This window comes from Treponema bryantii (genome assembly GCF_900113965.1).
Classification (GTDB): domain Bacteria; phylum Spirochaetota; class Spirochaetia; order Treponematales; family Treponemataceae; genus Treponema_D; species Treponema_D bryantii_A.
Window position 1 is genome coordinate 180,491 of record NZ_FORI01000007.1, and the last position, 24,492, is coordinate 204,982.

Genomic DNA, 24,492 nt, shown 5'->3' on the forward strand with positions numbered 1-24,492 from the left:
AGGATGCTGGATGTTTTTTACATGTTATATCTTATTACGCGGATAGAACGGACCTTTATAATTTTTTTCACCGTAAACATTTTCATCGCCATACCACTCTATTCTGAGTTTCCGCATTTTTTCAACAATATCTTTTGGTGCATCTTTTGAAACATGAACATTATACATTTCATGAATAATATATTTACTCTTTAAGAATTCTGGTAATGGACCGTAACTCATAATTAACCTTAAAAAAAAACGGCTTGATAAAAGTACTTCCGCATAACAGTCTGGATGTTAGCATAGTGCCTTTTGGCGTGGATAGAAGTATTGTATCAAGCCCCCAGACAAAAGTACCTTCCGTGGACCGCCACCCCACGATCGATCGCTAACGCCAGAGGGCGGTAAGTTTCCTTTCTTAAGGGATTTCTGCTCTTGAAGGTACATTATAAACTTTTGATAATGGAATTAATTTCTAAAAACCACTCTGATATGCCTTTCAGGACATGGCAAAAACCATCTTACGGTAATTAGAAATTAACTCCTGGCATATACGGATTTTTTAGGTCCGGTGCAGAGGAGACATATAGTGACCTCTGATGAGTTAATAATAGCATTGGAAGTATAAGAAGTCATTCAACTTGTAGTTGAATGAAAAAAAGAAAAAATACTTGATATTATAATAATTACAAAAAGAATTAACTTTTTGGGATTGTATTACTTCAACAATTTTGGATGCGAAGAGTATCCGCCATTTAGTATACTTCTGAGATTAGAAGTATGCTTTTTTTATAAAAAAAGAGCGAACCGATGGGGTATCAAGTCCACCCTTGCCGAATCTTACGGAAACGGAGAGGTGATAAAATCCTCTAAAAAGTTCGCTCAATTTAATTATAATTTACAAACTATACAAAAGTCATTCAACTTGTAGTTGAAAACTAATTCATTGTTATCTTTTCAACCAGGATGTAATAATCATAACTTGAATTTACTACCAGTGTGCCGTAGTAATTTAAGGATTGTCTTTTGTTCTGGTAAAAAGTGTCTCTTAGTTTTGGCGGAATCATTACGATAAATGATTCTGTATTTTCCATGTTGCGGATAACGGCTGGAACATTACCTTTACTGTCTATTGGATCATCTCCGATAAGTTTTGTATTAAAGACAGCAACCTTTTTGTTATTAAGTTCATCATGAAGATCTTCCAGTTCTTTTATTGTGTATGTTTCATATGCGGAATCAAGCTTATCAGGAGTTACCTCATATTTTTTTACTGGTGCATCATAATCAATAATTCTAAAAAGAGTAAGTGTTCCGTTATCATTAAACTTTTGTAAATCTGATTGTTTATATTTTTCTGTTGCCTGGATTTCTTTATAACATTTATCAAATGTTTCAAAATCATCACCTTGAGAAGTATGGTCTGTATAGAACTTTCTTGCATCGGAATAATTTTTGAATGTGTATAATACTGTATCCTGGTTTTTGTAACCCATTATTGAATACAGTTTACTTAGCGATACTGCATAGCGACCATCATCTGTTGGAGAAAATTCAATTACACCAATTTGTGAGTAATCATCTGAGATATACTGCTTCATTTCTGCAAAGGCAGAGAAAGCAACAAGAGTAAAAAGAATTGATAAAATTAGTTTTTTCATAGAACCTCCGAAATATGTTTTAAGTGTAAAGCGAAGAATTGGAATTGTCATTCAACTAGAAGTTGAATGACAGATGTAATACAAAGCATTAAGCTATATTTGCTTGTCTTGAGTTGAAAGCCTATATGCGCAGGCTATTAGAGGATAGCGTCGCTGATTTGGCAAGTACCGGTAGAAGTATCAGTAGCTATAGGTTTAATCAACTTAGTGGTGGGTTTTACTTTGCAAGGAAATATTTGATAAGGAATTGGATATTTTCGTAAGTGAATTACAACCTGCTTGGTCTATGAACGATGAAATTTCGGTGTGGACCACTCAAACGGGAGTAAGGTTATCCTTTCACCCACCGGGCTGCTTTTTAGCAGCCCGCTTTTTTTTATGAAAAAGAATGTACAATAAGGTTTTCGGCACGATATATCCGTTGATATCATTGCTGATTCGTACTAGGTCCGAGACAACCTGGAATCTAACCCTACAAGCCTTAATGTACACGGAATAGACAATTTAAGCATGTCTCTAACTTTTGGAAAGATAATTTTATTATGAACTATAAAGCGCTACGGAACTTTATACAGTCCTAAGCAAGGGTGGGAGTTGCACCCACAATACATAAGTCGATTGCTCGATCCTATCCGATTACTCGGTTATCGGTATCTCCTGCTGCAGAATACTTTTCACCCTCTGCAAGGCGGGGGAGCCTCAGCGGTTCTCCCCGGATAGCGGCCTCAACATACCAGTGCCTGTGTCGCCTTGTGGCTTTCCGCTTTTGGACTTTCGTCCTCAATCAGAACTATTAGCCCTCAACCTGAACTACTGTTCCCCAATATGCCGGTTCATCATCACCATGAATAAAATAGCATGTGTAAAGCTGCTTGTCATTCAACTAATAGTTGAATGACGGGAACACTTTTATATATTACTATTTAATCAGTCCGGGATAGTCTTTATCCCACCAGGGGGGAAAGTCCAGAAATGGGCTTCCCCTTTTTTGTGAGTAAATTAAGAGTGCCGTTCTATGTCACTCTTATGTGCTATGATATTCTTAAATTAGGAGGTCTTATATGGGAAAAGGATTTAGAGGCATTTGTAATAAATGTGGAGCAGAAGAAAATTTCTTTCTTGGTTGCGGAATGATGCCACTATATGGCAAGGAGCGAGTTCTTTTTGTCTGTCCGGAATGTGGCACCTGGAAGTTATCACTTATTAAAGCAGACAATAATAGAAAACTAAAATGTAAAAACTGCAATAAAGTTATGGAAAAACTGACCTGGAAGAAATTAAATGAAGCATATAATATCAACTATGAGTTTGAAATGATAATAAAAAAAATACCTTATTTGAAAAAGTTAAAATGTAAAGAATGTGATGATTTGCTTGAAATAAAGAGTGGTATAATTCTTTGGGATTAGTTTTCAACTATGAGTTGAATGATAATACTGTAAAAGCATGGTATTATTAAAATGGTTGTAGAAACGGTTTAAGTATCTGCTACAGGTTCCGCCGAGAAGAGAACAAACGATGTTTACCGGTTTCCATCAAAAAATAAAATCCGGCATTTTGGCCGGGATGGCTTACAGGAAGCCTACTGAGATATACAGGCTCAGTTGATGAAGGTTCGACTCCTTCCCTGGCTTAAATTATTACAGAGGTATAAGTATGAATACTGATGAGAAGTTGATTGATAAAAAAACTTTGTATTCTGAAATAGATGATTTTTGCTGCAGGTATTGGGATGAAACTTTCGGGCATAGTATTTTTACTGTTGATAATACACTCGAAGATTTAGACCATTTTTTAGATGAAGATGAAATGCTGCAATTTGTAACTTATGTGAATGAAACTTTTGGAACTAAGTTAAGAACTACAGTTCATGCTTGTATTACTCTTGATTATCTGTATAAACAGATTCTTGAAAAAGCTGTGGAAAGCAATGACGGTCATACTGATATTTTTCACGAAGAACAGGAAAGAAAAAGGAAGGAATGGGATAAAAATAGTTATAATTCTTAATATATATAATTTGCTAATTGGAGGCAGTTATGAAAAGAAAAACAATTTATTACCTTAATAAAATTGGTGGATTGTGGAAAAAAGACAAAGATGATGAATTTTTCTTTTCAAGAGAGCTGCTTAAATGGGTGGATAAGAAGAAACTTTATTATATATGGAAACAAGAACCTGTTTGTGATATTAAAGTCAATAAAAGATATGCTGAAGAATATATCAGAAATTGTATCAACTTTGGAAAAATAATAGATCCTAGTCCCTTGAAATATTGTTTAGATGATAGCGATGTAGCTTGTGTCTATGCCGTAGATAAACAGGGAAATGAGTACTTTATACAACGGGATATGATTCTTGAACCAATAAAAAAGGGAACAATTAATCCTGAATGGATGCTTGCTTATCCAATTTCTGAAATTGAAGCAAAAGAAAACTCCATAGGAACAATCTTTACTATTAATAACTCGTACACTTATATGGATGAAGATTATTCTTATCATTTTACTGTTTTTTGGGATGGTTCTCTTTATATTTCTCAAATGGAAAGCTATTGTTACGAGAAAAACATTACGACTGTTGAAAAGCCTAAATCTGATGAGTTTAAAGAGAAAGTTCTTGAATTGTTCAATAGTTATGAAAAAGAAATAAATAATCAGGAAGATTATTGTGATTTATTGGATTACGATGGGGAAATCTTTGATACTTCATTCTCTCTGGATAAAATAAAGATGTATCCATTCTTCAAAGAAATGACAGGTAAATTGAAACAGCTTATTGATGAATATTATCCTAATGAAATCAACTGGTCTATTAGTATAAATAACGAATATAATGGAATATAAGAGGGAAACTATGACTAAGAAAGAACGTGAAAAGATTATCGAAGAAAACTCACGAATAATGAATCTTGCAAGTGATTTGGATTTTCCCTGGCTTAAAGATGATATTAAGGAAGTACCTCCGGAAGATGAATGTACAGATGATGATTTAGATTATTCGGAAGATGAAGATAATGCAGATGAATATGCTGACCGTTATGATGAGAACGAAGACCAGAGCGATATGCCTGATGAAGAAGATGTAAATGAATATCTTGAAAAGAATCCGCTGGATTTATGCTATTACACTTTTATCAGAAGGTATAAAAACTGGATTGAAGAAATTAAGAAATATTGTGAAGTATTCAAAGACCGATATGGTGTTTATCCAAATATGCTCACGACGAATAGAATAACTCATGGTCGTTTTGAAGATGCTTTCGAAGACTATTACTGTAAGCCAGATGCTGAAGAGTATCTTGATTTACGTCAGAAATATGGTCTTGATTATGATTGTGGAACTGATGAAGATTCTGATGAAATTGGGGAATGCTTTTTTCATGGCGAAGGTTATAAACTTCGAATGATGGAAAATACTTGCTTTGGCTCAGGTGTTGTAAAGCTTACTCGTGTACATGGTTTTTTATCACACGAAGAGGAACATTATTCTTTGCCTGTTGGAGCTGACAAAGAAAAAACAAGCCATCCTGTTATAGATATGGTAGCCACAGGAAAACATCTTGAAGAAGTTATGAAAGAAGAAGGTGTTAGTCCAAAAATCTTTGCACGTATTATGGGATGGGAAAAGCCGCAGGCTATTTACCGCTGGTATTATGGTGAGACTCTTCCAAGTATTGATACACTTTCTGTTCTTGCTAGGATTTTGAATAGACCGATTGAGAGTCTATTAATTACTAGAGAAATTCACTAATTATAAGCCCCCTTCCCTAGTCTTTCTTAAGCAGTTCCGCAAACGACGATTTTCCATCATAAGGATATTTTTCCAGAATCTCCTTGTGGCAACGAATACGGTCCTGAATATCAAGCAGTTGAGCATAATAAGTCCAGTCTCCAGTCAGGACTGCATTTCGCTGCAGTAGGCGAGCCTTCTGCCTCAGATAAACAATATCTTGTTTTACTTCTCTTACTTCATAAGTTGATTCGATTGCTTTAATTTTATGCACGGATTCTAAGCCACGGATTTCATCAATTTCACTCATTATAATTCTCCCCTCATTTTTTATACCAACTACTGCCACCTAGACAAAGAATCAAATTTCTTGCATTTACAGCAGAATCACTTACATCAACTGGTGACGACGAATTCGAAGTAGAATACCAATTCTTTTTATCTAAAAAAATCACATAACTTAAGTTATTGCATTTTTGAAAAGCATAGCCATCTATTCTTTTTACAGATTTAGATAAAGTTACAGATGTAAGATTGTTACATGCTTCGAAGGCTCTATAATCAATAATCTGTGCATCAATTACAACATCTACCAAACTAGAACAAGAAGAAAAGGCATTAGAAGAAATAGTTTTTACACCAGACATATTTATCTTACTTAGTGATGAACACTTTTCAAAAGCGGACTTTCCTATTACTTCTACATTAGACAAAAGCAATTTTTCAAGCCCAGTATAATAAAATGCATTATTACCTATTGTTTTTAAACTCTTTGGAAATGAAATAGCTTTCAAAGCTCCACAGTATGCGAATGTATATGCCCCAATTGTTACTAACCCTTCAGGTAAAACTACCGAAGTTAGGTTCTTACAATTTTTAAAAACTGAAGTATTTTCTTTTGTCCCACAAATGATATCTAGTCCTGTTGTCCTTGATAAATCCAGAGTAATATTATTATTGGCCTTTTCAATTTTTTCAGCTAATCGCATTAATGAATACTGATTTATTTCCCCAGTTACCTTTACTGTATAACTATCATCAAGATTAGAGAGGTCTAAATTTTGAATAGTATCATCTGTTATTGTCTCCCCATAACTCCAGACTGCATAAAGATGCTTTGAGGTATTATTCTGCAAAGTAAACTTCACAGATTCAGAATCGTTATACTTAACATCACCATTAATTTCTGTAGTCCAACCTTCAAAGGTGTAGCCGCTACGAGTAAATCTATTAGTGATTAGTTTCTGGCTCTGGTTATAAAAGAACACCTGATTATAAGTATTGTTGGTTCCATCATTAGAGTTGAAGATTACCATGAAGCTATCAATATCGTAATAAATCCGGATTACAGTTGAACCATCAGCCGCAACCTTTTTCTGTTCAAAATTCTTATAATGATATCCCGAATAGTTCTTAGACTTCGCCTGAGTAAGAGAATCAGTAGCACCCTGTAAGGCTTCTGAAGCTGCAAGGTTATAGGTCGTAAAATCTTCACTCTGCTTGTAATGCTCAACTGTATATGTAATATCTGAACTTGCCTCCCATTTTGCATAAAGGGTGCAATTTCCAGATAGAATAAGTGGGAAAGTAACAGGATTTAATAAATCCTCATCTGAATACCAGCCTTTTAAGATATAGCCGGTTTTGGTTGATATTGGGGTCTCTAAAATAGAACTTCCACGAATATCAGCAAGCGAACTTCCTCCGTTCGTCTCAAACTGCACTGTGAATATCTGGGCCCATTTTGCATAAAACACAGTCGGTTCTGTCAGAGTATATGGGAATGAAGCTGCTTCTCCGGAAAAGTCTGGAGTTGTATACCAGCCTATAAAGATATTTTCATTTTTAAGAGTGATTGGGGCATCCTTTACTACAGAAGTTTTATAGCCGGCAATTTCAGAGCCACCATTGGTTTCAAAAAGAACCTGATATTTCTGCACCCACTTTGCGTACAGAGTAGTATCTTCCTTAAGCTCATAAGGGAATGTGATTTTATCGCTAGAGAAATCTGATGAAGTATACCAGCCGAGAAACTCTGCATCCTCTTTCTTACAGTCAGGAACCTTCGCAATTATATCAGTTCTATAGGCTTCAATTTCTGTTCCGCCGTTTGTTTCAAAGCTGACTCGGTAAAGCTGAGCTGCATCAATGAACATCAGGTTTTCACAAGACATAACACAAAGAGACATTATGATTGAATAAAAAGCTATAAGAGCTCGTGATAAATATTTCATACCAATACCTCCAGAACTAAAATCTCATTCCCGCTGCAAGGCCAGCACCACACATATAGGGATATCCAAAGCGGATTTCCGGTTCCACATAAAAGCTTCCAAGCGTAAATCTATAGCCCGCAGCGCCGCCTGCGTTAAATACCGTTTTTAATTTTGAATCTACAAGAAGAGAGGAAACCCCAGCCTGAGCTTCCAGATAGATTCCAGAAACCGGCTCCCCGCTAAAGGAAACTATGTAATAGCGTAAAGTGCCTAAAGTTTCGATTGTCAGAATCTGATTCTGTTTTTCATGATAGTCATAACTCAGAAGAACTTTGCCCCCTACAGAAAGTTTCCTCCACAGACTAAAATCAAAAGAAAGACCTGCGGCAGGCGCAATAAACTCTATAGAGTTTTTATTTATCTCTCCAATGCCACCAACTGCTACCTTTTTATAAGAAGATGCATTCCCCAAAAGCTGAGCTGTTTTCTGCGAATATCCGAATTCATAAGTTTTGCGGAAAAGATATGCTCCTGTTTTTACATCCAGCATCCGAACCCGTAAAATAAAACCGCTGTTGAATTCCTCAAGCTTTCCAAAAATTGCAAATCGGGCTCCAAGCCTTTCTGCAACGGAAAGAATAGTTTTCTCGCTTACAACTCCCGAGTTCTGAAACTTCAATTCCTTCTCTGCAATATCCATATGCTCGCGGGTAACAAGTTTGAGTAAGCCATCTTCTGCATAAATTGAATCTGCAAGCTGCTCACGAATATAGAGAGTCATCTTCTGAGTTGGGCTTTCAAAATCATCAATAACAAGAATTGATTTTGCGTCACATTTCTGAACAATGTCTTCTGCTGCCCTCGCAATTACATTATCAATTTTCTCTTTTGCTGATAGAGAAAAATAGCAAAGCGCATAAAAAAGAACTATGACTATTCGTTTATTCATAAGCACCTCCAGATTATTCAAAACACTCTTTGATGAAGCTTTCTTCAAGCAACTCTTCCAGGCGAAAAATTGCACTTCTTTGCATACTTTCCTGATTATAAGCCGCAATCTTCTCGCATTCTCCGTTGAATGAAGCAAAGGTCCGCCCATTTCCGGTAATAACAATTTTGATATTTGGGTAAGCCGAATAAACCTCATTCAGTTTGGCTTCATTCCAGTTCACAGTGGCAGTAAGCTGATAGTGGCCATCAGGAGAAATCAGAAAGCCCTTCTGCATCAATAATTCAGCTATTTTGCTATAGATTGAATTTCCCTTATCTCCAGAGACCTTTACCTGAATTGCTGTAGAAGCCTTCAGAAGCATCAGTTCGTTCATATAGCCATCCATTTTTCTGATAAAGGCTTCAAATTGCTGGCCGCATTTTGGAAATAAAGCAACTGCCTTCTCATAAAGCCCGGAATACTCAGAATAAAAGGGCCTGATTTTAGTAAGAAGCAGTAGTTTCTTGAAGGGCTCCTTTTCGTTATTTGCCAGTTTTGAAAGCTGATTACATTTGTCTTCAAGTCCCTTCATTTTCTGAGTGATAAGGTCCCAGGCTTCTTTGCGATCTATGAAAGCACAAACGAATACCTTCTTTGATTTTGGATCAGTCCAGGCAGCTGTATATTTGACACAGAAAAGCTCCGTATCAGAATGAACAATTACTTTTTCACGTAAATCTGAGCTTGTTCCATTGCTAGCTCCTGCCTGTCGGATTTTCTGATAGCTTTCGGACTCTGCAATAATTGTCTGAGAAAAATAAGCGCTCAATTCTGCAAGTGCAGACTTTTTTGCAGCCGATTCTGTCGCCCCTTCCCCAATGGCTCGCACATATTTTTCTGCGGGAAACTGCTTTTCAAGATTCAGCTTCCAGACTGGAGCAGCCGCATAGCAGAGGGCTGAATACAAAATCAGCAGAGATAGATGCTTCTTCATTTTCATATTCAGCCCTCCTGTCAGCAAAGTTATTCCTTGCCTAGAACCATTGTGTAATTCATCAGATACTGGATTAAATCATCAACAACCTTGTCATCCTCGCCATTAAAAGCTTTCTTTATCTGCTTCTGATACAAGTCCTCATCAAGCGAATAGACCACAAGGTATGTGTATTTTGGCTCACGGCCAGCCTTCTTATCAGCCTTTGTAATTCCGCGGAACCACCAGTCAGCTTCCTTGTTCAGGCCAGAAACTGTAATAGCAGAAGCACGAGCCGAATATCTTTCAACAGTCTCTTCTACATCACCATCGTCCCCTACCAGATGCGCTCCGACAAAATCAGAAATCCCCTGTTTGATAGAAGCAGAAATCTGAGCTCGAGCTTCAACCTGATCAGCCCAATTAGAAACGAAATCCAGATTTTCCCCCTGCTTTGTTACTACCCAAACATGTTTATCAATACCAAGTGCCTTTTGGAGAGCCTTCTGATTTGAAGTAAAAAGCACCTCCTGAACCCAATTCGGCTGAGCGACACCAAAAGCAGTTCCCTTATGCTCAATAATTTCAGTTGGACCTGATACATCCTTCATTTTTGGAGCACTAGCACAGCTCACAAAAGCAAAAACTCCAACCATACACATTGCGAAAAAGCCATTAATCTTTTTCATAGCGATTCCTCCTCGAATTGAATCTAGTATGAATATACGTTCAAGTTATTCCCAAGTCACGGGAACAATTTCACTTTTAAAACCAATCAAATATTTGACAATTGGCCCTGATGTCGTAAAATATAAGTGATCTATATTCCCATTGCACGGGAATGACTTTATATTATCTTGAAACAGAGAGGTTAGAAGATGGCTGTAGACTTCACTGAAAAAGCAAAACGCTTTCAAGCGATTGATGAGATAATTGCATCTGGGCGAAAGCTAAAATGGAATCAGATTATTTCTGAAATGAATGATAAATATGGTCTACAAACCAGTAAATCAGCTTTTTACCGTGACATTGAAGAACTACAAGAGAAATACGGCGCACCTATCGATACAGATTTTGAGTCTTCAGGTTATTTCTACACAGATCCCAAATATCGCCTTCCTCGATTTTACACTGATGAAAATGCAGCTAAAGCCGCAAAGCTTATCAAAACGTTAATGGACATGGTAAAGGGAAATCCGCTTTACAAAGAAGCTCAGGAAGTTTTTGAATCACTTGCAATTGAGAATCATGACCTTACTCTGGAAAATATCAAAATCAATAAAAAGCCAGATAATGACAGAATCATTTTCGTTGGTGCCCCAAATACAAAAGTCCCTGCAGAGACCTGGCGAATTATAGATAAGGCTCTACAGGAAAACCGGGTTATTACTTTTGACTATATCTCGAATGCGGATAAAGAATCAAAGTTTCGGCAGGTTCAACCCTGGCAGCTGATTTTTGATGACGGTAACTGGAACCTGCACGGCCTTGATGTTGTAAAAAATGCGCGCCGCAGATACTCTCTGGAAAAAATCAAAAACCTGAAAATTACAAATGACGTTTTCACTCTTCCAAAAGATTACGATTTCAGAAACATGACCCGCGGTTCCTTTGGATGCATGTGTGACGATGCTTACCTAGATTACAAAATCCACCTTCACGGCTATGCTGCAAGATACGCCCAGACAAAACTCTGGGGAGACAATCAAACTATTACCCCAGACAAAAAAAATCCCGGTCCAGACGGCGATGGCATTATATTGAGTTTCAGAACAAACCAGCTAATGTGCGTTCAACGCTGGGTTTGGAAGTGGGCAGATGAAGCATTTCCGCTAGCACCAAAGGAGCTGGTGGACGATTGGAAGGAAAAATTGGAGAGAGTGAATGCGATAGAATTATAAAACTTTATGAAATGTTTTTTTGAAAAATGTGAGTTACATGCCCTTGGAGCCAACCTAGAGCTTTTTTATATGTATTATTTATTTTTATAATATTTTTCTTTTAACTCTATAGCTTTCATTCTTATATTCTCATCAATTTTATTAGATTTTATAATTCTTTCTAAAGCTGCATTTCCTAAATTACTTCGAATTATTTTTAATCCTTTTGTGACTCTAGATGCGTAACTTTTCTCCGTAAAATTATTTTCTTTTTTAATTTCTTCAATTATTTCTGAATTTGATAGCTGTTTGTAAAATAAATCAAAATATATAACAAAAATTGATTTTCCAACCCTGTTCAGCAAATCATCTAAATTATTATCCGCTGAACTGTCTTGAAAATCTTCAGAATCAAATGAGGATACTCTTGATTTTTTTTCAGTAGAACAAGTTTTATTTTGTTCTTTTATTATACTTTTTATATTGTCCATTATTGCTTGAGCTTTTTGCATTTCTAAAATTATTTTTTCATATGATTCCTGATATTTTTGCCAAATATCTTCACCTACTAAGGCTTCTATATCTATTCGATGTTTGGGAAATGATAAATCATATTTTTCAATTATTTTAATTCTTTTGTCTAAATCTTTTACCATTCTTGTTTTTGGTGATTTTTCAGCATCACTTATAATCCATTCTTTCCAATAAGAATTCCCTTTAGATTGGTTACACTTTCCGCAAGCTGGCACTAAGTTTGCAATTTCTGTTATATATCCTGTATGTCGTTTATTAACTATTAATGGATATAAATGATCCCATTCCGTTTTTGGATCTCCACAATAAACACATGTTACATTTTCTTCTGTTTGTTCAAGAGTTTTAAGGGCATTTCTAATTTCCTCATCAGATGGCTCTATAATTGGTACTATTCCATTATAAAAGGAATTAGTAATACTGGATGATCTTCCCATTATAGTAACGGCTTTAGGCATGTTAAAGATATTCTTTTTCATAATTTATTATTTGACCTTAGATACGCAAACACAAGCAATCAATTGGTTATACCGCACGTAGCTTGACTGCGTGTCGTTTTTGATATGAACATATTCACAGTGCAAAAAGATTTATATATAACACTGGTTTCTATCATTTCTGTTTTTGATTGTTATTTTTTTCTTTGGTTGATACATTCTCAGAGTCTTTTACATTAGACTTAGGTGGAACTTTTTGATGTTGTACATCAGACTGAGAATCGGAAAGAAGTTCTATATCATCAAGCAAGTTGCGAATTTGATTGCATTTGAGTTTTATATTATTGGTATTAAAATCCCCTGCTGATTCTTGTGCAATTCTTGGAGTACTTTTTAAGATTTCAATTTCTTTCTTCAAGGATTCAATTGCCTGTTCTAAAGAGGTAAATCTTGATTCATTAAAATTATCAATTTTATTATTAAGTTCTTTTATAGACTCTTCATTTGACGAAACTTTATCCTGAAGACCTTCTAGTTTCTTAATTCTTTCATCAAATGCATCGGTAGATTTTGCTATAGAATCTACTTTGTCCATCAATCCTATTAATTTTTTTAATGATTCATTTTCGTTTGTATTAATATCATTCATTATCCAACTCCTCTAAATATTTATATTATCAATCTTAGTCACTAATTCATTTAAATAATCATCCATAATACCTGATACCATAATTCTATTCCATTCAAAATCTGTAATTTCACAATTATCTGCGATAGTAGTAAGTGTTTTCTTCCAATTATCAGGATTCCTTGAATAATCAATTTTATCAATATTGTATTTCAAGAAAATATTCATTAATAATTCATAATCTTGATTTTTAAATCTTCTGAAAAGAGACTTGGATTCCCAGAAGTATTCTTTTTCCATGTCATTTCCGTTTCGGTAAAATAATTTTAAGAGCTCCATATTATCTGTATCAAGATTTTCAAGTTTATCGATATTTATAAAATCAATATCTTTTGAAGATTTTTGTTTTATAAAAGTCAGACCTTTTACACCTCTTCGATCTGAGAAATCTTCACAAATCTGACTGTATGCTTTTTCTCTTCTTGTTTCATCATCAATTGTACCTGGTAACCAAGTTCCAAACTGACTCTTTTTGGGATCAATAGTCAATATGTTTTCATTATTCTTTCCATGTAAAATTACGTTGTAAGACAACTCATTTTGCTCGGTAAGAAATTCTGGTTCAATGAGAATCATTTTCTTTCTAGCACGAGTTAAGGCGACAAAGAATCTGTTGAATATGTATCTACTTAATGTACTATGCTTCTTATTTTTGTCGAATATATCATTTAATTGGTATTTGTTGTAACCGATAAAATTATAAACGGCAACATAATCATCTTCATTACCTTTAAAATCTGATATTGTAATTACAGAATCCTTATTAGTAATTTTATTGCTATATTTATCAAAAAGATGGTTACGCTCAAACTCATCTGTTACAAGTAATGTCAATGTTCCATCATTGACAAATTTTAATACCTCTTCAATTTGAGACTCTTTATAAACCACTGCAACATGAGTTGAATCTCCATCTGCTGGCTGTCCAGTAATATAATTGTCATCAAGAGCATCCGTCTTGCCTATATATTCCTTGCGTAACTCGATAAGATGATTAATAAAATTAGCTATGAACTCATTGATTCTGTATGTTTGATTAGAATTATACTTTGCCTCATCTCGAATCTTAAAATCACGCTGCTTTGTCAATAACTTAAAACATGCATCTATCTTATTCAAATCAAGAATTGTAGGATTAATAGTTTGATTCGGGTCACCATAAAAATGTATTTCCATTCCATGATGTTTGCAAGCAATCTTCGAAATAGAATAAATTTGTCTTTCTGTCAAATCTTGAGTTTCATCAATTATTATACTGTGTTGAATATCAGGGTGCTTTTTTGCACATAGATAAGCCATTTGTGCCAAATCATTATCATCTAAGTAGTTATTTTTCTGCAAATAATTATCAATATATTCACATACATTAAAAACGTAGTTTATAAAAACTGGCTCAAGATTTTCATTTCTGAGAGCATTTTCGAAAGCCTTGTTTGACAACTTATTTTTTTCAAGATAGTCCTCATTTATAAATCCAAACAAACCACCTTTATAAATACCTCTGTAAAATGGAGATACAATATTTGAAATCGCTTCGGCACTTTCTACATTATTAGGACACATAGAAATTATTTCTTTTGGTACTTTTTTACCACTTTGCCTTAAATTTCCATTATATTCAGAAACAAGCTCTGAAAAAGTTTTTTCTCCATTGTAGCCACTAAAATTAATGAATTTCTTCCCTAATAAAGATTCTTTACACTCATCTTCAATAAATTCTTGGAAAAAATTTGCTACAGTTCTTACATGAACATCTTTTATTTCTTCTCCAAAGATTGTATTCAAATCATTTTGAATTCTTATAGATAGTTTTTCATTATAGGTTAAATAAACTAAATCGGTCTTACCGCTTTCATATAGATAACTATATTTTTCTACACTAACAGACGTTTTCCCGCTACCAGCACAACCTTTTGTCAAAGTTGGACTTCCCTCATAATATGCGGCCTGTTTTTGGTTTTCATTTAATAAAGGTATAGAACTTAATTTTCTGGGATTGTTAACATCAAAGATGAAATAAGAATCTTTTGCTGAATTTATATACTTTCCAGAAGAAATTGCATCATATATATCGTGATGTCCAAAATCAATGATTTTAAATTCATTGTTATTAAAAGCATTATAATCGAGAAGAATTCTATATGAATCTTTATGCGATTTAGCACATAAAGATGCCAAGCTTATATCACCAGCTAGTTTTTCATAATGATGTAAAACTAAATCATTAAGCAAGTCTTCATCAGGTAATGTAGCCAACTGTGTTAATCGTTCTATAACGGCATCACGTAATAAATTATCAGCACCTTTATTTGCAACAAGTTTCTGAAAGTTTTTGTCATTGACATAAATATTTCGTTTTATTTTTCTTTTTGATTTTTTCTCATCAGTTGATACAAAGAAATTTTCTTCTTTATAGTCAGGTTCTTCCTGAGTTTCCTCTGTTGTAGATTCTTTAGCAGGGGGAATTGGCTTTTTATTATGTTTACTTATCTCTGCTTTATCATCAGCAGAATTGGAAGACGTCTCTGCTTTTTTTTCAGTCGGTAATAACGATTGAAATATGTCATGTGTAACTTTTTCTGAAAAATCCTGATTTATTTCTACATCTTTTTCCCATACCATTGTATGGTCTCTTGTATTTATATGGAAATTGTAAATTTTCTTTTTTGCATATTTAAATTCATCATCAATAAGTCCTTTATTACCAGGTATGTGATACCTAACTTTTGGAGGATCAACAATTTCATTTGAGTTTTCATTATTCACAATAATATAAGCAAATCCAGCAAATGCCTCATACATATGATTTTTTTTCTCTTCGTATATGCTTTTATTACATATTACAATCGGCAGATCAAAATCATAATTACCATCACTAGTTTCTTCTTTAAATTTAGAGAAAGGCATGTATTTTTCATTAATAGGAAAGTCATATGATTCTTTGTCTACATAATCATTCTCAATAAAATCTCTGATAATCTTAGGAGGTTTAACAGAAGAAGGTTTATCACAATAGAGTTCAATCTGAAGTAAATGCTGTGAAACGACAAAAACAATATCAACTCTATAAATTCTATCTTCTATATCTTTTTTGTGGTTTTCAAATCTTACAAAAGCAAAATTACGATCTTCTGAAAGCTTAATTATTAATTCTTCTTCGCAATCATCTTCATCATAAATTATCTCATTATGTTCACAAATCATTGATTCGGACTTTGTAAAGTTTCCAGAAAGCCATATTGAAAAAACATCGATAAAATTTTCAAGAGAAAAATCTTTCTTTAAATATAATCTATTGGAACAAAGCAATAAAAATTCGTCTTTCATCGGGTCCAACTCCTTTTATAAGCAAAACAATTATTTAGATTTTAAAGTAATTAACACAACAGACTTTTCTTACGCCATCTAGTGGGCAGTTCACATAACATAGATTATATGCATTCTAGATAAAAGTTTGGCCTAAAAGTATAAGACTTTTACTAGAATTAATATTTAAAATTATAGCATAAAATATGTTATAAAGATAGGATTTTATATACACGAAAAATACTCTAGTTATTTTCAAAGTTTTCATATATTGCTTCTCCCAACAATATTGTTTTTTTTTGCATATTCATTTCTTTTCGCAGCATTAATTCCAGCATTTAGAACTCCATCACAAACAGCAATGGTTATAACTGAATCATCTGTAATGAGGGAGTCTTCAGAGAAAATTGGAAATGAATTAGTTTTGATATTGTGTCATTCATAAGGCTGACCGATTATGCCACCTATAATTGCTCCGTATATAATGATCCTCCTGGAAGATTAATTTCAATTACCTTTTACAAAATATTGATATTAGAGTCCCAAGTCACGGGAATACATTTAATTTCCACATGACTGTATTTTTCTGTTGTTTCAATAATCGCTTTTGATAAGTCAGATTCATCGCTCATAAAAAGGAGATCGCCGTTTTGTAAAATGCTTTTGTTCATCTCTGCCCCTAATACTTCACTCTCATTCTTCCGAACGCTTTGAATCTTAAATCTTCTTCTGGATAATCACGATAAGTAACACCGTCAATATCATTTATGCCATCGCCATTTGTATCTTTCTGAGTACTGTCTATAAAATAGATTCTTCCGTTTTCAAACTTTTCAAAAAGTGCTATGTGAGTTACAGAATTACTACCAGCCTCTCCCATAAAAATCAGATTGCCCTTCTTCAATTCACTCTTTGCAATGTGAGTTGATGCATTCGTATACATGTAATTTGCGGTCATGTCAGAAACCAAAAGCTGGTACTTTGTATCTACCAGAGCATATTTATAGCACATGATTATAAGACCGGAACAGTCTATCTTAATTGCACGAACCGGGTCCTGTCCTCCCAAATGATATTCTGTATCTGACTGTTCATATAATTCCGCAAAGCTATAAGCTCGTTCTGATATTTCATCAGGCGCATCGATTTCTGTAAAAGATGTTTTATCGTCAGTTCCGTTATTACATGAGATGATTAAAAAAGACAAAGCAGCAATCAGATATCTTCTTATTTTCATCCTACTTCCCTACAATTACTTGCCCTGCAAATGCCAGCCCTACTCCTACAACCACGCTCAGTGCAACATATAAAACAGCAAGGCCGATATGTCCTGTCTTGATAAGAGTCTCTGTTTCTAAAGCAAAGGTTGAGAAAGTTGTAAAGCCGCCGCACAAGCCGGTCTTTATAAAGAGTACAGTTTTTGGCGATAGGGAACTATTCTTTACTGCAAGAGCTGCAATCAGTCCAATAACAAAACAGCCCAGAAGATTTATCACCAGAGTTTTTACCGGAAAAGAAAATGGTTCTTTGAGAGGAATCAGCCCTATCAGATATCTGAGGCAAGCACCGATTCCGCCGCCTAAAGCTACTACTAAACAATTCAACATATAATCCTACTTTGCAACCTGCATGGCCATGTACATTCTCATCTTAACATCTTTGTTGCGGGTGTTGAAGATGTGTTCATAGTAGTCTGTCCAGGTGTAGGTTTGCCAGCAGCCGAAGTCGTCGATGTAGCCTTCGGTTTTAGAAGGTCCTGCGAAGTAAACTCCATTGATTTGATTTGCTTCGTACATTGATGAGTAGCCTTTCTGTGCTTATCCTAATATTCGGATAACTGGCATTATCCTAGCAAATTTATTATCCTCATAATTTCCACTATCTGCTTATAGTATAAACAAATAAAAATGAAAATATGAGGATAAAATATACAAGAGTCAAACCATTAGAAGATAATTTTGGCCCTTACCTCACAAGAGAAAACTGAGGTTTCTGTGTTGTGCGTATTGCCAATAAATAAAAATTATCAGTTAAAATCAATCAAAAAGACTTGTCACATCTGGCAAGTCTTTTTGATCTTAAAAAAAATGCAGTGTAACCGCCACACTAAAGTATGCGGAAAAATCGACAGCGTAAAAAATCCTCTTGCAGGAAAAATCACAGCAGATTCAATCGGTCAGATAATTATGGAAGAAGAAATCTGCGATAAATCAAAAACGCAAATTATCTGCAAAGAATAAAATATCAGGAGAAATAAAATGGCAATTACAGTAAATCTTCGTTACACAGGAAGACTTCCAGAATAAAAATATGAGCTTCAGTCCTACTTGGGCTGAAGCTCCTTTGTGCGATTATCTTCCGGTTTATTCTTCCATCAAGGATTATGTATTACATTTCTCTTTCCACTATTGGCAGTTCCTCTTACTTCTTCGTGGTAAAAGTAATCTACAATTGTTGGATGTCCTTTCTCTACTCTCTCATACGGAGTTTCATTATCAACAAACCTGCAATCATACTTTTTAGCCAGCTCTTCTGCTTTCTTTTCCAGCGCTTCAAAATAGCTGCGGTTCTTTTTGTTATAAATTTCGTCATACAGTGGCACCAGATCCGGATGTTTATCGGAAATGTATTTCATGATATCTGCCTTAAAACCTCCGCGAAGATTCAGATTCTCAAGCCATACAAGGTCACACTGATCTTTTGTCCTGTCTATGATTGCTTCTATATCCGTAATCCCCGGGAACACGGGTGAAATGAAGCAAATTGTACGAATGCCTGCCGCATATACCTCTTTCATTGCAGCAAGCCTTCTTTCTATGCTTACTGCCGCATCCATATCATCTTTAAACTCTTCATCAAGAGTATTGATTGACCATGATACTGTAAGTCTGCTATTTTCATTGATCTCTTTTAGCAGATCCAGATCTCTTAGTACAAGGTCTGACTTTGTGCAGATAAGTATGTCCGCACCACTGTCCTTTAGTTCTTCCAGAAGTCTTCTTGTATTTTTATATGTTTTCTCTAGCGGATTATAACCATCCGTAACTGTTCCAATAATCACCTTCTGGCCGGCATATTTCTTTGGATTCTTTATTTCAGGCCAGTCTTTCACATCCATGAAAGTTCCCCATTCCTCCGTATGCCCTGTAAAGCGTTTCATAAAAGATGCGTAGCAGTATTTACAGGCATGGGGACACCCCACATAGGGATTCACCGAATATCCTCCAATAGGAGTATTCGATTTTGTCATTACACTTTTTGTTTCTATATGATTTACTTTGATTTCTGGTTGTTCCATATCCTCTGTTCCTCCAGCACTTTGTTAAAAGCATCCGGCATTTCCTGTATCATTTCTTCTCCCATAATCGGAACAAGATCTTCTTTCCAGAATACAGGAATGTTCAGTTCATGAGCCTGTTCTGTCAATGAATAAACCCACCCGGGATCTGTTTTAACAGTCCTGCTCTTTGCACCTGTCATGGTTCCCACCACAATCCAGTCAATGCCTGTAAGATCAACCTTACCCGGATTATCGAACAAAGGCTCAAAGGTAACATGATATTTTTTTGCCTTCACATTGCTCCGTAGTGCATCAATACGCCATAACTCAGACTTTCTCGTAACTGTAACGCCAAACCATGCATTATCAAGATTTGTTTCAAAAGACAGAAGATCCGGTCGTTTGGTAAGAAAAAGAAACTGGTGCTGAGGATTCTCTGCTATCTTTTTAAAGACTTCCTCTCGCCATTCCTCATGCCAGCCCGAGAGATCGCTCATACCGGTCAGCAGAAAATTCTGCGGCTTTTTCTTTTCCATCATACGAAGCTTGCCTTGAAAAAACTGTGGCTTTTCAAAATCATCTATGATGTGATAACGCCTCGTATTGTTTCTGGCATAGCAGTACGGACATCCAACAGTGCACCCTATAACAAGATTCATGTTCTGAATCTGATCTTTAATACAGATACTCATTTGTCACTCCATTCCTCAAGGTTTACCCTGATGCGGTTAAGATACTCTTCAAACTGAAGAATCTCTTTATCCGTAAAATCACGATAATAAATATTCCCCATCTCATTGGATACGGAGTCATAAGCTTCTTTAAGTTCTTTGGTTTTATCTGTGAGGAACAGAAGAGTTTTTCTCTTATCAGCTTCATCCGTTTTGCGGCTTATCAGTCCGTTTTTTTCCATCCGCTCAAGCATGGTCGTAAGTGAAGTAATTGCAAGTCCGCTTTTCTCGGAAATAATTTTAATAGGAACACCATCTTCCTGCCATAAGACATAAAGAATTCTTCCCTGAGCTCCGTTAAATGCATCAATGTTTTTTTCTGCCAGTATCCTTTCAAATATACGATCACCCAGCTGTTTTATTTTTGTAACAAGAAATCCACCATTTGTTTTCATAATTAAATACTCCTATATCGTAGTTTTATACTACCATATAGGAGTATTTATATCAAGCACATATATCATAACTTCCAATTTTGTGTTCCAGCATTCATCACGACAAACAGGAATTTGTATCACAGAACCATCAGCAATGTTCCAGCTCCAATCAGGATACACCCTATCACTGACTTAAAAGTAAATTCTTCATGCAGAAAAACAAACGCCAGTATCAGCGTAATGACAACGGACAACTTATCAATCGGGACGACTTTTGAAGCGTCTCCCATCTGCAAGGCCTTGTAATAGCAAAGCCATGAGGCACCAGTAGCAAGGCCGGACAGAATCAGGAAAATCCAGCATTTCTGGCTAATGTCTTTTATTCCGGCTTGCTGATGAGTAATAAATACCATTCCCCATGCCATGATAACAACAACCATCGTACGGATCGCAGTAGCCAGATTCGATCCGACACCTTCAATTCCTATCTTTGCCAATATTGATGTCAGTGCGGCAAAGATTGCCGAACCAAGCGCTAATAAAAACCACATAGTGATACTCCTTCAAATCCCGATTTATCAATTTAATATGCTAATAATCATACTACAATTCTTGGTACAATGACAAACTGATATTGACTTATGTCTTTAATAAATGTGTAGTCAGAAAAAGGAAGCAATCAGTCTGATTGCTTCCTCATAAATCTAAATTATCATAGAATACCCATATTTACAGAAAAAATTTCAAACTCTCACAGAAGATCCAAAATCCGAACCGCTGTTTGCGTTATAGAAAGTGGCAGAAACAACTATGAGCGGTTTAATCTGGCCTTTTGAAATCATATTGTCAAAGACGTTTTTGATTTCCGATGAGGCTAGATTGAAAGCGGCCGTCAAAGACCTCTTTTGGGAAAATGTGACTGTATGTAACCCGCCAGACTTCATCTAAAAGAGTATACCATTCATATCCGTCTTCTTTTCTAACGTATCCGCAAATTAAATTTAAGTTTAGCTAATTATTGCACACATTAAATCCATTCTCCACGAATTTTATAAGGCGTAATTTCAATATTCCATGGAAGAAGTTTTTTCCAGTCCTCTTTTGTCTCACAGAAAAGTGCTTATTCAAAAACATTCCTGAGATAGTCTTTTGAATTCAGGCCGTTAAGTTTGTTTATAGCTGTTTGAAAAGAAACCTTTTGCAGATACAGATGATATTGTACCGAATAAAATCGTTATATATAGAAGAAAGTTGCGCATTTTTGTCATAATTCCTGCTCCTTATTTTATTGCTTTGTCCAGCTTGTATCCTGAGCTGCACCGAATGCCAGATAGCCATGTAATCTTAATGATGTTGTTGAAATACTTGTGATTGTATATTGCTTTCCTTCAAGATAGTCTTCACTACAATTTGAAAGTGTCAGGAACTTACCGTAACTGTTTTCAAAGCTGGTCCATTCAAAGGTACTTTTCTGCAGTATTGAACCATTCTTGTAAACTTTAAGTTCACCAGTCTTATCTGCATTAAAGACAAGATAAGAGTTCCCGTCTTCCCAGCGACCCATTAACTTGTAATCAAGAGCTGAACCACTGAATCCTTCTACTGTAACTGTGATACTGCATGACCAGCTTTTAGAACTGTCATCCCAGTCAATGGCTTTTACGATTGCAGAACCAGGTCCAATCGCTGTAAGACTTCCACTTCCAAGTTCAACCACATCAGAGCCGCTCTGAATCTCGTGGTAAACTGAACTTTCACCAATCAATGAAGCAAGATTTACTGTATCTCCTACCTTCATTGAATATGAAGTGACAGAACTAAAATCCAGAGCTGAAGCATATCCTACGTCTTCTGAACCACTGTTTTCTGTCTGCTTATAAGTTGCATAAAGAGTCACAGTTGAAGTTACTTTGAATGAAGCACCTGCTGCATAGGCAGTTCCACTTCCATCTGCACTGGTATTCCATTTATCAAACTCGTAACCAGCTCCGTTCTCGCCATAACTGTTTCTTTGATAGCGGGTCATTTCTGTCGCACAAGAAGGAAGAGTTATATTCTGTCCTTCGTTTGCTTTCATTGATGAAGGCGCTGTGTTCTCTGTTATATCACAATAAATAACCTCGTCAGTATCTTCCGGAAAGTTCAAATCAAAAGAAACTGTATATTCTGTTGTGTTTACAGATGGCTGAGTTTCATTCTGATTTCCGTCGTCTGCTGTATTCATCTGACAGGATGCCAGTAATGCAAACACACTGACTGCTGCTATAGTTTTAATTACTTCTTTCATTTCAAATACTCCTCTTAAGTTGCTTATATATAGAAGAAAGTTACTCTTCTGTTTTAGCTAATATTTCTTCCTGCTTTTTCAAGATTTCCCAGATTACTGCTGGCCTTACTTCCAGTTTATTTTTCTCGCATACTGAAATTGCCCACATTCCGTTTTCCATTGCAGTTCCCATTTTGAAGCATCTTCGATATGCAGTTTCATCAAGCGGAATTATCTGTGTCTTTCCTTTTATGAGAGGAAGGGTGTCTTCTTCCAGTATGATGTTGTCATCAATCTCGTCTGCTGTATAAATCTGCTTCTTTGTTCTGACAAAGACTAAGTCCGGGTAGCGTTCTAAAAACTCTGACCAGGTTTCTGTTATTTCTTTGCTCATAACTCCCCCATGTCTCTGTAGCGGATATTTCCCAAATCTTTTTTAACAGATTTAGAAACCACTGTGTAAATCAGATCTTTATCATCCGATTGTTCGTAGCGGACAATATCCAGATTTACAACTTCATCACCTATATAAACCAGCACTCTTCTTTTCTCGCCGTTGCCGCTAATCAGAAATTCACAACCAAAAGGCTTTTTTTCATCTCCGTGATATAAAGCCTTTTCCATACTGTACTTGTATACATCCTTATAAACTGCTACCTGAGATTTGGAATCAAACTTGAGTACCTGTTCTCCACCGTCATCATCAATACAGTTAAAACCGAGCGGGTACATCTTCATCTGCTGCCCCAGATACTTTTCTTCTTCTGTAGGCTTAAGCAAAAAGTATGCTCCGCTTATCACAAAGAAAAGACAAATTATTCCGAATATCTTACCGAGATTTTTTAACAGGTTTATCAGTACCATAAGCCTTAGCCTCCTTTGCTACCATCAGGTCAGAAGAATCCACGTACAAGTTATCAAAGGATTCGATATGATACTGACCGCCCCTGCGAATCAGTTCCCGCAGGTATTTATTTACTGACATGTTGCATTGAGCAGCATGTTTTTCCAAAAGTTCAGCTTCTTCAATCGGAAGATTCACTGTGTAGTGCTTGGTTTTTGATCCGGTGGCTTTTCTGCCTGATCCCGGACGTGCTCCACCTCTTTTTTCTTCTGGCATCCATCTCCTCCTGTGCGAGGCCGCCTGTATGTGCGGTCACTTTGATATAATTACTAACTTTTTCAAACCTAAATATAATATAAGCACACCTGGGCTATTTGTCAATGAAATAATTACTAATTTTTTCAAAAATCCTATTTTATTTTATATCTCTACATTTTTATTTTCTTATATGTACTACTTGATGTTTTTGTATACATTCTGTATATTATAAATGTAACAAACGAAATCGCCTGCCCAAGGTTAGGTTTTGTTTTGAAAGAAAAAGAAGAATTTGCCCGTCATGACCCGGACAAGTCTCAAAAATTTTACTGGCTAGCAGTTTTAAACTGGTTTGTGCCAATTTGCCTTGTTTTTACAGGGTTAATAATCACTACA

27 protein-coding genes are annotated in these 24,492 nt (G+C 35.5%); 6 read left to right on the forward strand and 21 right to left on the reverse strand.

Features of this window, described 5'->3' with window-relative positions:
* Nucleotides 1-24 precede the first annotated feature (24 nt).
* Both BM161_RS10345 and BM161_RS10350 read right to left on the reverse strand, forming a co-directional pair.
* Complete coding sequence (locus BM161_RS10345; RefSeq protein WP_074932455.1) at nt 25-222, reverse strand: hypothetical protein; 198 nt, start codon at nt 220-222, stop codon at nt 25-27.
* 698 nt (nt 223-920) lie between these two features.
* Nucleotides 921-1,643, reverse strand: a complete 723-nt coding sequence (locus tag BM161_RS10350; protein ID WP_074932456.1) for a hypothetical protein — start codon at nt 1,641-1,643, stop codon at nt 921-923.
* A 1,061-nt stretch (nt 1,644-2,704) separates the two neighbouring features.
* Between BM161_RS10350 and BM161_RS10355 the strand changes: the two genes are divergently transcribed.
* From BM161_RS10355 to BM161_RS14205, 4 genes are all read left to right on the forward strand, one after another.
* On the forward strand, nt 2,705-3,052 hold the full coding sequence (locus BM161_RS10355; protein WP_074932458.1) for a hypothetical protein: 348 nt from the start codon (nt 2,705-2,707) through the stop codon (nt 3,050-3,052).
* 247 nt (nt 3,053-3,299) lie between these two features.
* Complete coding sequence (locus BM161_RS10360) at nt 3,300-3,653, forward strand: hypothetical protein (RefSeq protein ID WP_074932459.1); 354 nt, start codon at nt 3,300-3,302, stop codon at nt 3,651-3,653.
* 29 nt (nt 3,654-3,682) lie between these two features.
* Nucleotides 3,683-4,489, forward strand: coding sequence for a hypothetical protein (locus BM161_RS10365; RefSeq protein WP_074932461.1), 807 nt, complete (start codon nt 3,683-3,685; stop codon nt 4,487-4,489).
* A gap of 10 nt (nt 4,490-4,499) precedes the next feature.
* The gene (locus BM161_RS14205; RefSeq protein WP_083425772.1) at nt 4,500-5,396 is read left to right on the forward strand and encodes a helix-turn-helix domain-containing protein; all 897 of its coding nucleotides are present in this window, start codon (nt 4,500-4,502) and stop codon (nt 5,394-5,396) included.
* Nucleotides 5,397-5,412: 16 nt separating this feature from the next.
* Here BM161_RS14205 and BM161_RS10375 read toward each other — a convergent pair whose 3' ends face one another.
* From BM161_RS10375 to BM161_RS10395, 5 genes are read right to left on the reverse strand one after another with little or no spacing between them, the layout of a single operon-like run.
* Nucleotides 5,413-5,685: a hypothetical protein gene (locus tag BM161_RS10375; RefSeq protein WP_074932462.1), complete on the reverse strand. Its 273-nt coding sequence runs from the start codon at nt 5,683-5,685 to the stop codon at nt 5,413-5,415.
* Between the two features lie 13 nt (nt 5,686-5,698).
* Entirely contained in the window at nt 5,699-7,609 is a 1,911-nt protein-coding gene (locus BM161_RS10380; RefSeq protein ID WP_074932464.1) for an InlB B-repeat-containing protein, read from the reverse strand.
* A gap of 16 nt (nt 7,610-7,625) precedes the next feature.
* Entirely contained in the window at nt 7,626-8,540 is a 915-nt protein-coding gene (locus BM161_RS10385; protein ID WP_074932466.1) for a hypothetical protein, read from the reverse strand.
* Between the two features lie 13 nt (nt 8,541-8,553).
* On the reverse strand, nt 8,554-9,522 hold the full coding sequence (locus tag BM161_RS10390) for an LPP20 family lipoprotein (RefSeq protein ID WP_074932467.1): 969 nt from the start codon (nt 9,520-9,522) through the stop codon (nt 8,554-8,556).
* A gap of 23 nt (nt 9,523-9,545) precedes the next feature.
* On the reverse strand, nt 9,546-10,184 hold the full coding sequence (locus BM161_RS10395; protein ID WP_074932469.1) for a hypothetical protein: 639 nt from the start codon (nt 10,182-10,184) through the stop codon (nt 9,546-9,548).
* A gap of 189 nt (nt 10,185-10,373) precedes the next feature.
* On the opposite strand from BM161_RS10395, the gene BM161_RS10400 reads away from it, so the two are divergent.
* Nucleotides 10,374-11,396 carry a helix-turn-helix transcriptional regulator gene (locus BM161_RS10400; protein WP_074932471.1) on the forward strand — a complete coding sequence of 341 codons (1,023 nt, stop codon included), beginning with the start codon at nt 10,374-10,376 and terminating at the stop codon, nt 11,394-11,396.
* A 74-nt stretch (nt 11,397-11,470) separates the two neighbouring features.
* Here the strand turns inward: BM161_RS10400 and BM161_RS10405 are convergent, their stop codons facing one another.
* From BM161_RS10405 to BM161_RS10430, 6 genes are all read right to left on the reverse strand, one after another.
* Complete coding sequence (locus BM161_RS10405; RefSeq protein WP_074932472.1) at nt 11,471-12,388, reverse strand: HNH endonuclease; 918 nt, start codon at nt 12,386-12,388, stop codon at nt 11,471-11,473.
* 133 nt (nt 12,389-12,521) lie between these two features.
* On the reverse strand, nt 12,522-12,995 hold the full coding sequence (locus BM161_RS10410; RefSeq protein WP_074932473.1) for a hypothetical protein: 474 nt from the start codon (nt 12,993-12,995) through the stop codon (nt 12,522-12,524).
* Between the two features lie 12 nt (nt 12,996-13,007).
* On the reverse strand, nt 13,008-16,361 hold the full coding sequence (locus BM161_RS10415; protein ID WP_074932475.1) for a UvrD-helicase domain-containing protein: 3,354 nt from the start codon (nt 16,359-16,361) through the stop codon (nt 13,008-13,010).
* A 658-nt stretch (nt 16,362-17,019) separates the two neighbouring features.
* Nucleotides 17,020-17,577, reverse strand: coding sequence for an NlpC/P60 family protein (locus BM161_RS10420; RefSeq protein WP_074932476.1), 558 nt, complete (start codon nt 17,575-17,577; stop codon nt 17,020-17,022).
* Between the two features lies 1 nt (nt 17,578).
* Nucleotides 17,579-17,947: a fluoride efflux transporter CrcB gene (gene crcB / locus BM161_RS10425; protein ID WP_074932478.1), complete on the reverse strand. Its 369-nt coding sequence runs from the start codon at nt 17,945-17,947 to the stop codon at nt 17,579-17,581.
* A gap of 6 nt (nt 17,948-17,953) precedes the next feature.
* Nucleotides 17,954-18,136 carry a hypothetical protein gene (locus BM161_RS10430; RefSeq protein WP_074932479.1) on the reverse strand — a complete coding sequence of 61 codons (183 nt, stop codon included), beginning with the start codon at nt 18,134-18,136 and terminating at the stop codon, nt 17,954-17,956.
* Between the two features lie 291 nt (nt 18,137-18,427).
* On the opposite strand from BM161_RS10430, the gene BM161_RS14210 reads away from it, so the two are divergent.
* Nucleotides 18,428-18,580 carry a DUF3737 family protein gene (locus tag BM161_RS14210; RefSeq protein ID WP_083425775.1) on the forward strand — a complete coding sequence of 51 codons (153 nt, stop codon included), beginning with the start codon at nt 18,428-18,430 and terminating at the stop codon, nt 18,578-18,580.
* A 134-nt stretch (nt 18,581-18,714) separates the two neighbouring features.
* Here the strand turns inward: BM161_RS14210 and BM161_RS10440 are convergent, their stop codons facing one another.
* From BM161_RS10440 to BM161_RS10475, 8 genes are all read right to left on the reverse strand, one after another.
* Nucleotides 18,715-19,638, reverse strand: coding sequence for a radical SAM mobile pair protein B (locus BM161_RS10440; protein ID WP_029542749.1), 924 nt, complete (start codon nt 19,636-19,638; stop codon nt 18,715-18,717).
* Nucleotides 19,614-20,312, reverse strand: a complete 699-nt coding sequence (locus BM161_RS10445; protein ID WP_074932482.1) for a radical SAM mobile pair protein A — start codon at nt 20,310-20,312, stop codon at nt 19,614-19,616. The genes BM161_RS10440 and BM161_RS10445 overlap by 25 nt, the downstream gene beginning before the upstream one ends.
* On the reverse strand, nt 20,309-20,746 hold the full coding sequence (locus BM161_RS10450; protein WP_074932484.1) for a radical SAM mobile pair system MarR family transcriptional regulator: 438 nt from the start codon (nt 20,744-20,746) through the stop codon (nt 20,309-20,311). Before BM161_RS10450 ends, BM161_RS10445 begins: the two co-directional genes overlap by 4 nt.
* Nucleotides 20,747-20,865: 119 nt before the next feature.
* A complete protein-coding gene (locus tag BM161_RS10455) occupies nt 20,866-21,279 on the reverse strand; it encodes an EamA family transporter (RefSeq protein WP_027434472.1) in 414 nt (137 codons plus the stop codon).
* Nucleotides 21,280-22,013: 734 nt separating this feature from the next.
* Nucleotides 22,014-23,015: an InlB B-repeat-containing protein gene (locus BM161_RS10460; RefSeq protein WP_074932485.1), complete on the reverse strand. Its 1,002-nt coding sequence runs from the start codon at nt 23,013-23,015 to the stop codon at nt 22,014-22,016.
* A gap of 40 nt (nt 23,016-23,055) precedes the next feature.
* A complete protein-coding gene (locus tag BM161_RS10465; RefSeq protein WP_074932486.1) occupies nt 23,056-23,388 on the reverse strand; it encodes a hypothetical protein in 333 nt (110 codons plus the stop codon).
* Nucleotides 23,385-23,858: a hypothetical protein gene (locus BM161_RS10470; protein ID WP_074932487.1), complete on the reverse strand. Its 474-nt coding sequence runs from the start codon at nt 23,856-23,858 to the stop codon at nt 23,385-23,387. Before BM161_RS10470 ends, BM161_RS10465 begins: the two co-directional genes overlap by 4 nt.
* Complete coding sequence (locus BM161_RS10475; protein ID WP_074932489.1) at nt 23,824-24,114, reverse strand: hypothetical protein; 291 nt, start codon at nt 24,112-24,114, stop codon at nt 23,824-23,826. The genes BM161_RS10470 and BM161_RS10475 overlap by 35 nt, the downstream gene beginning before the upstream one ends.
* Nucleotides 24,115-24,492: the final 378 nt, after the last annotated feature.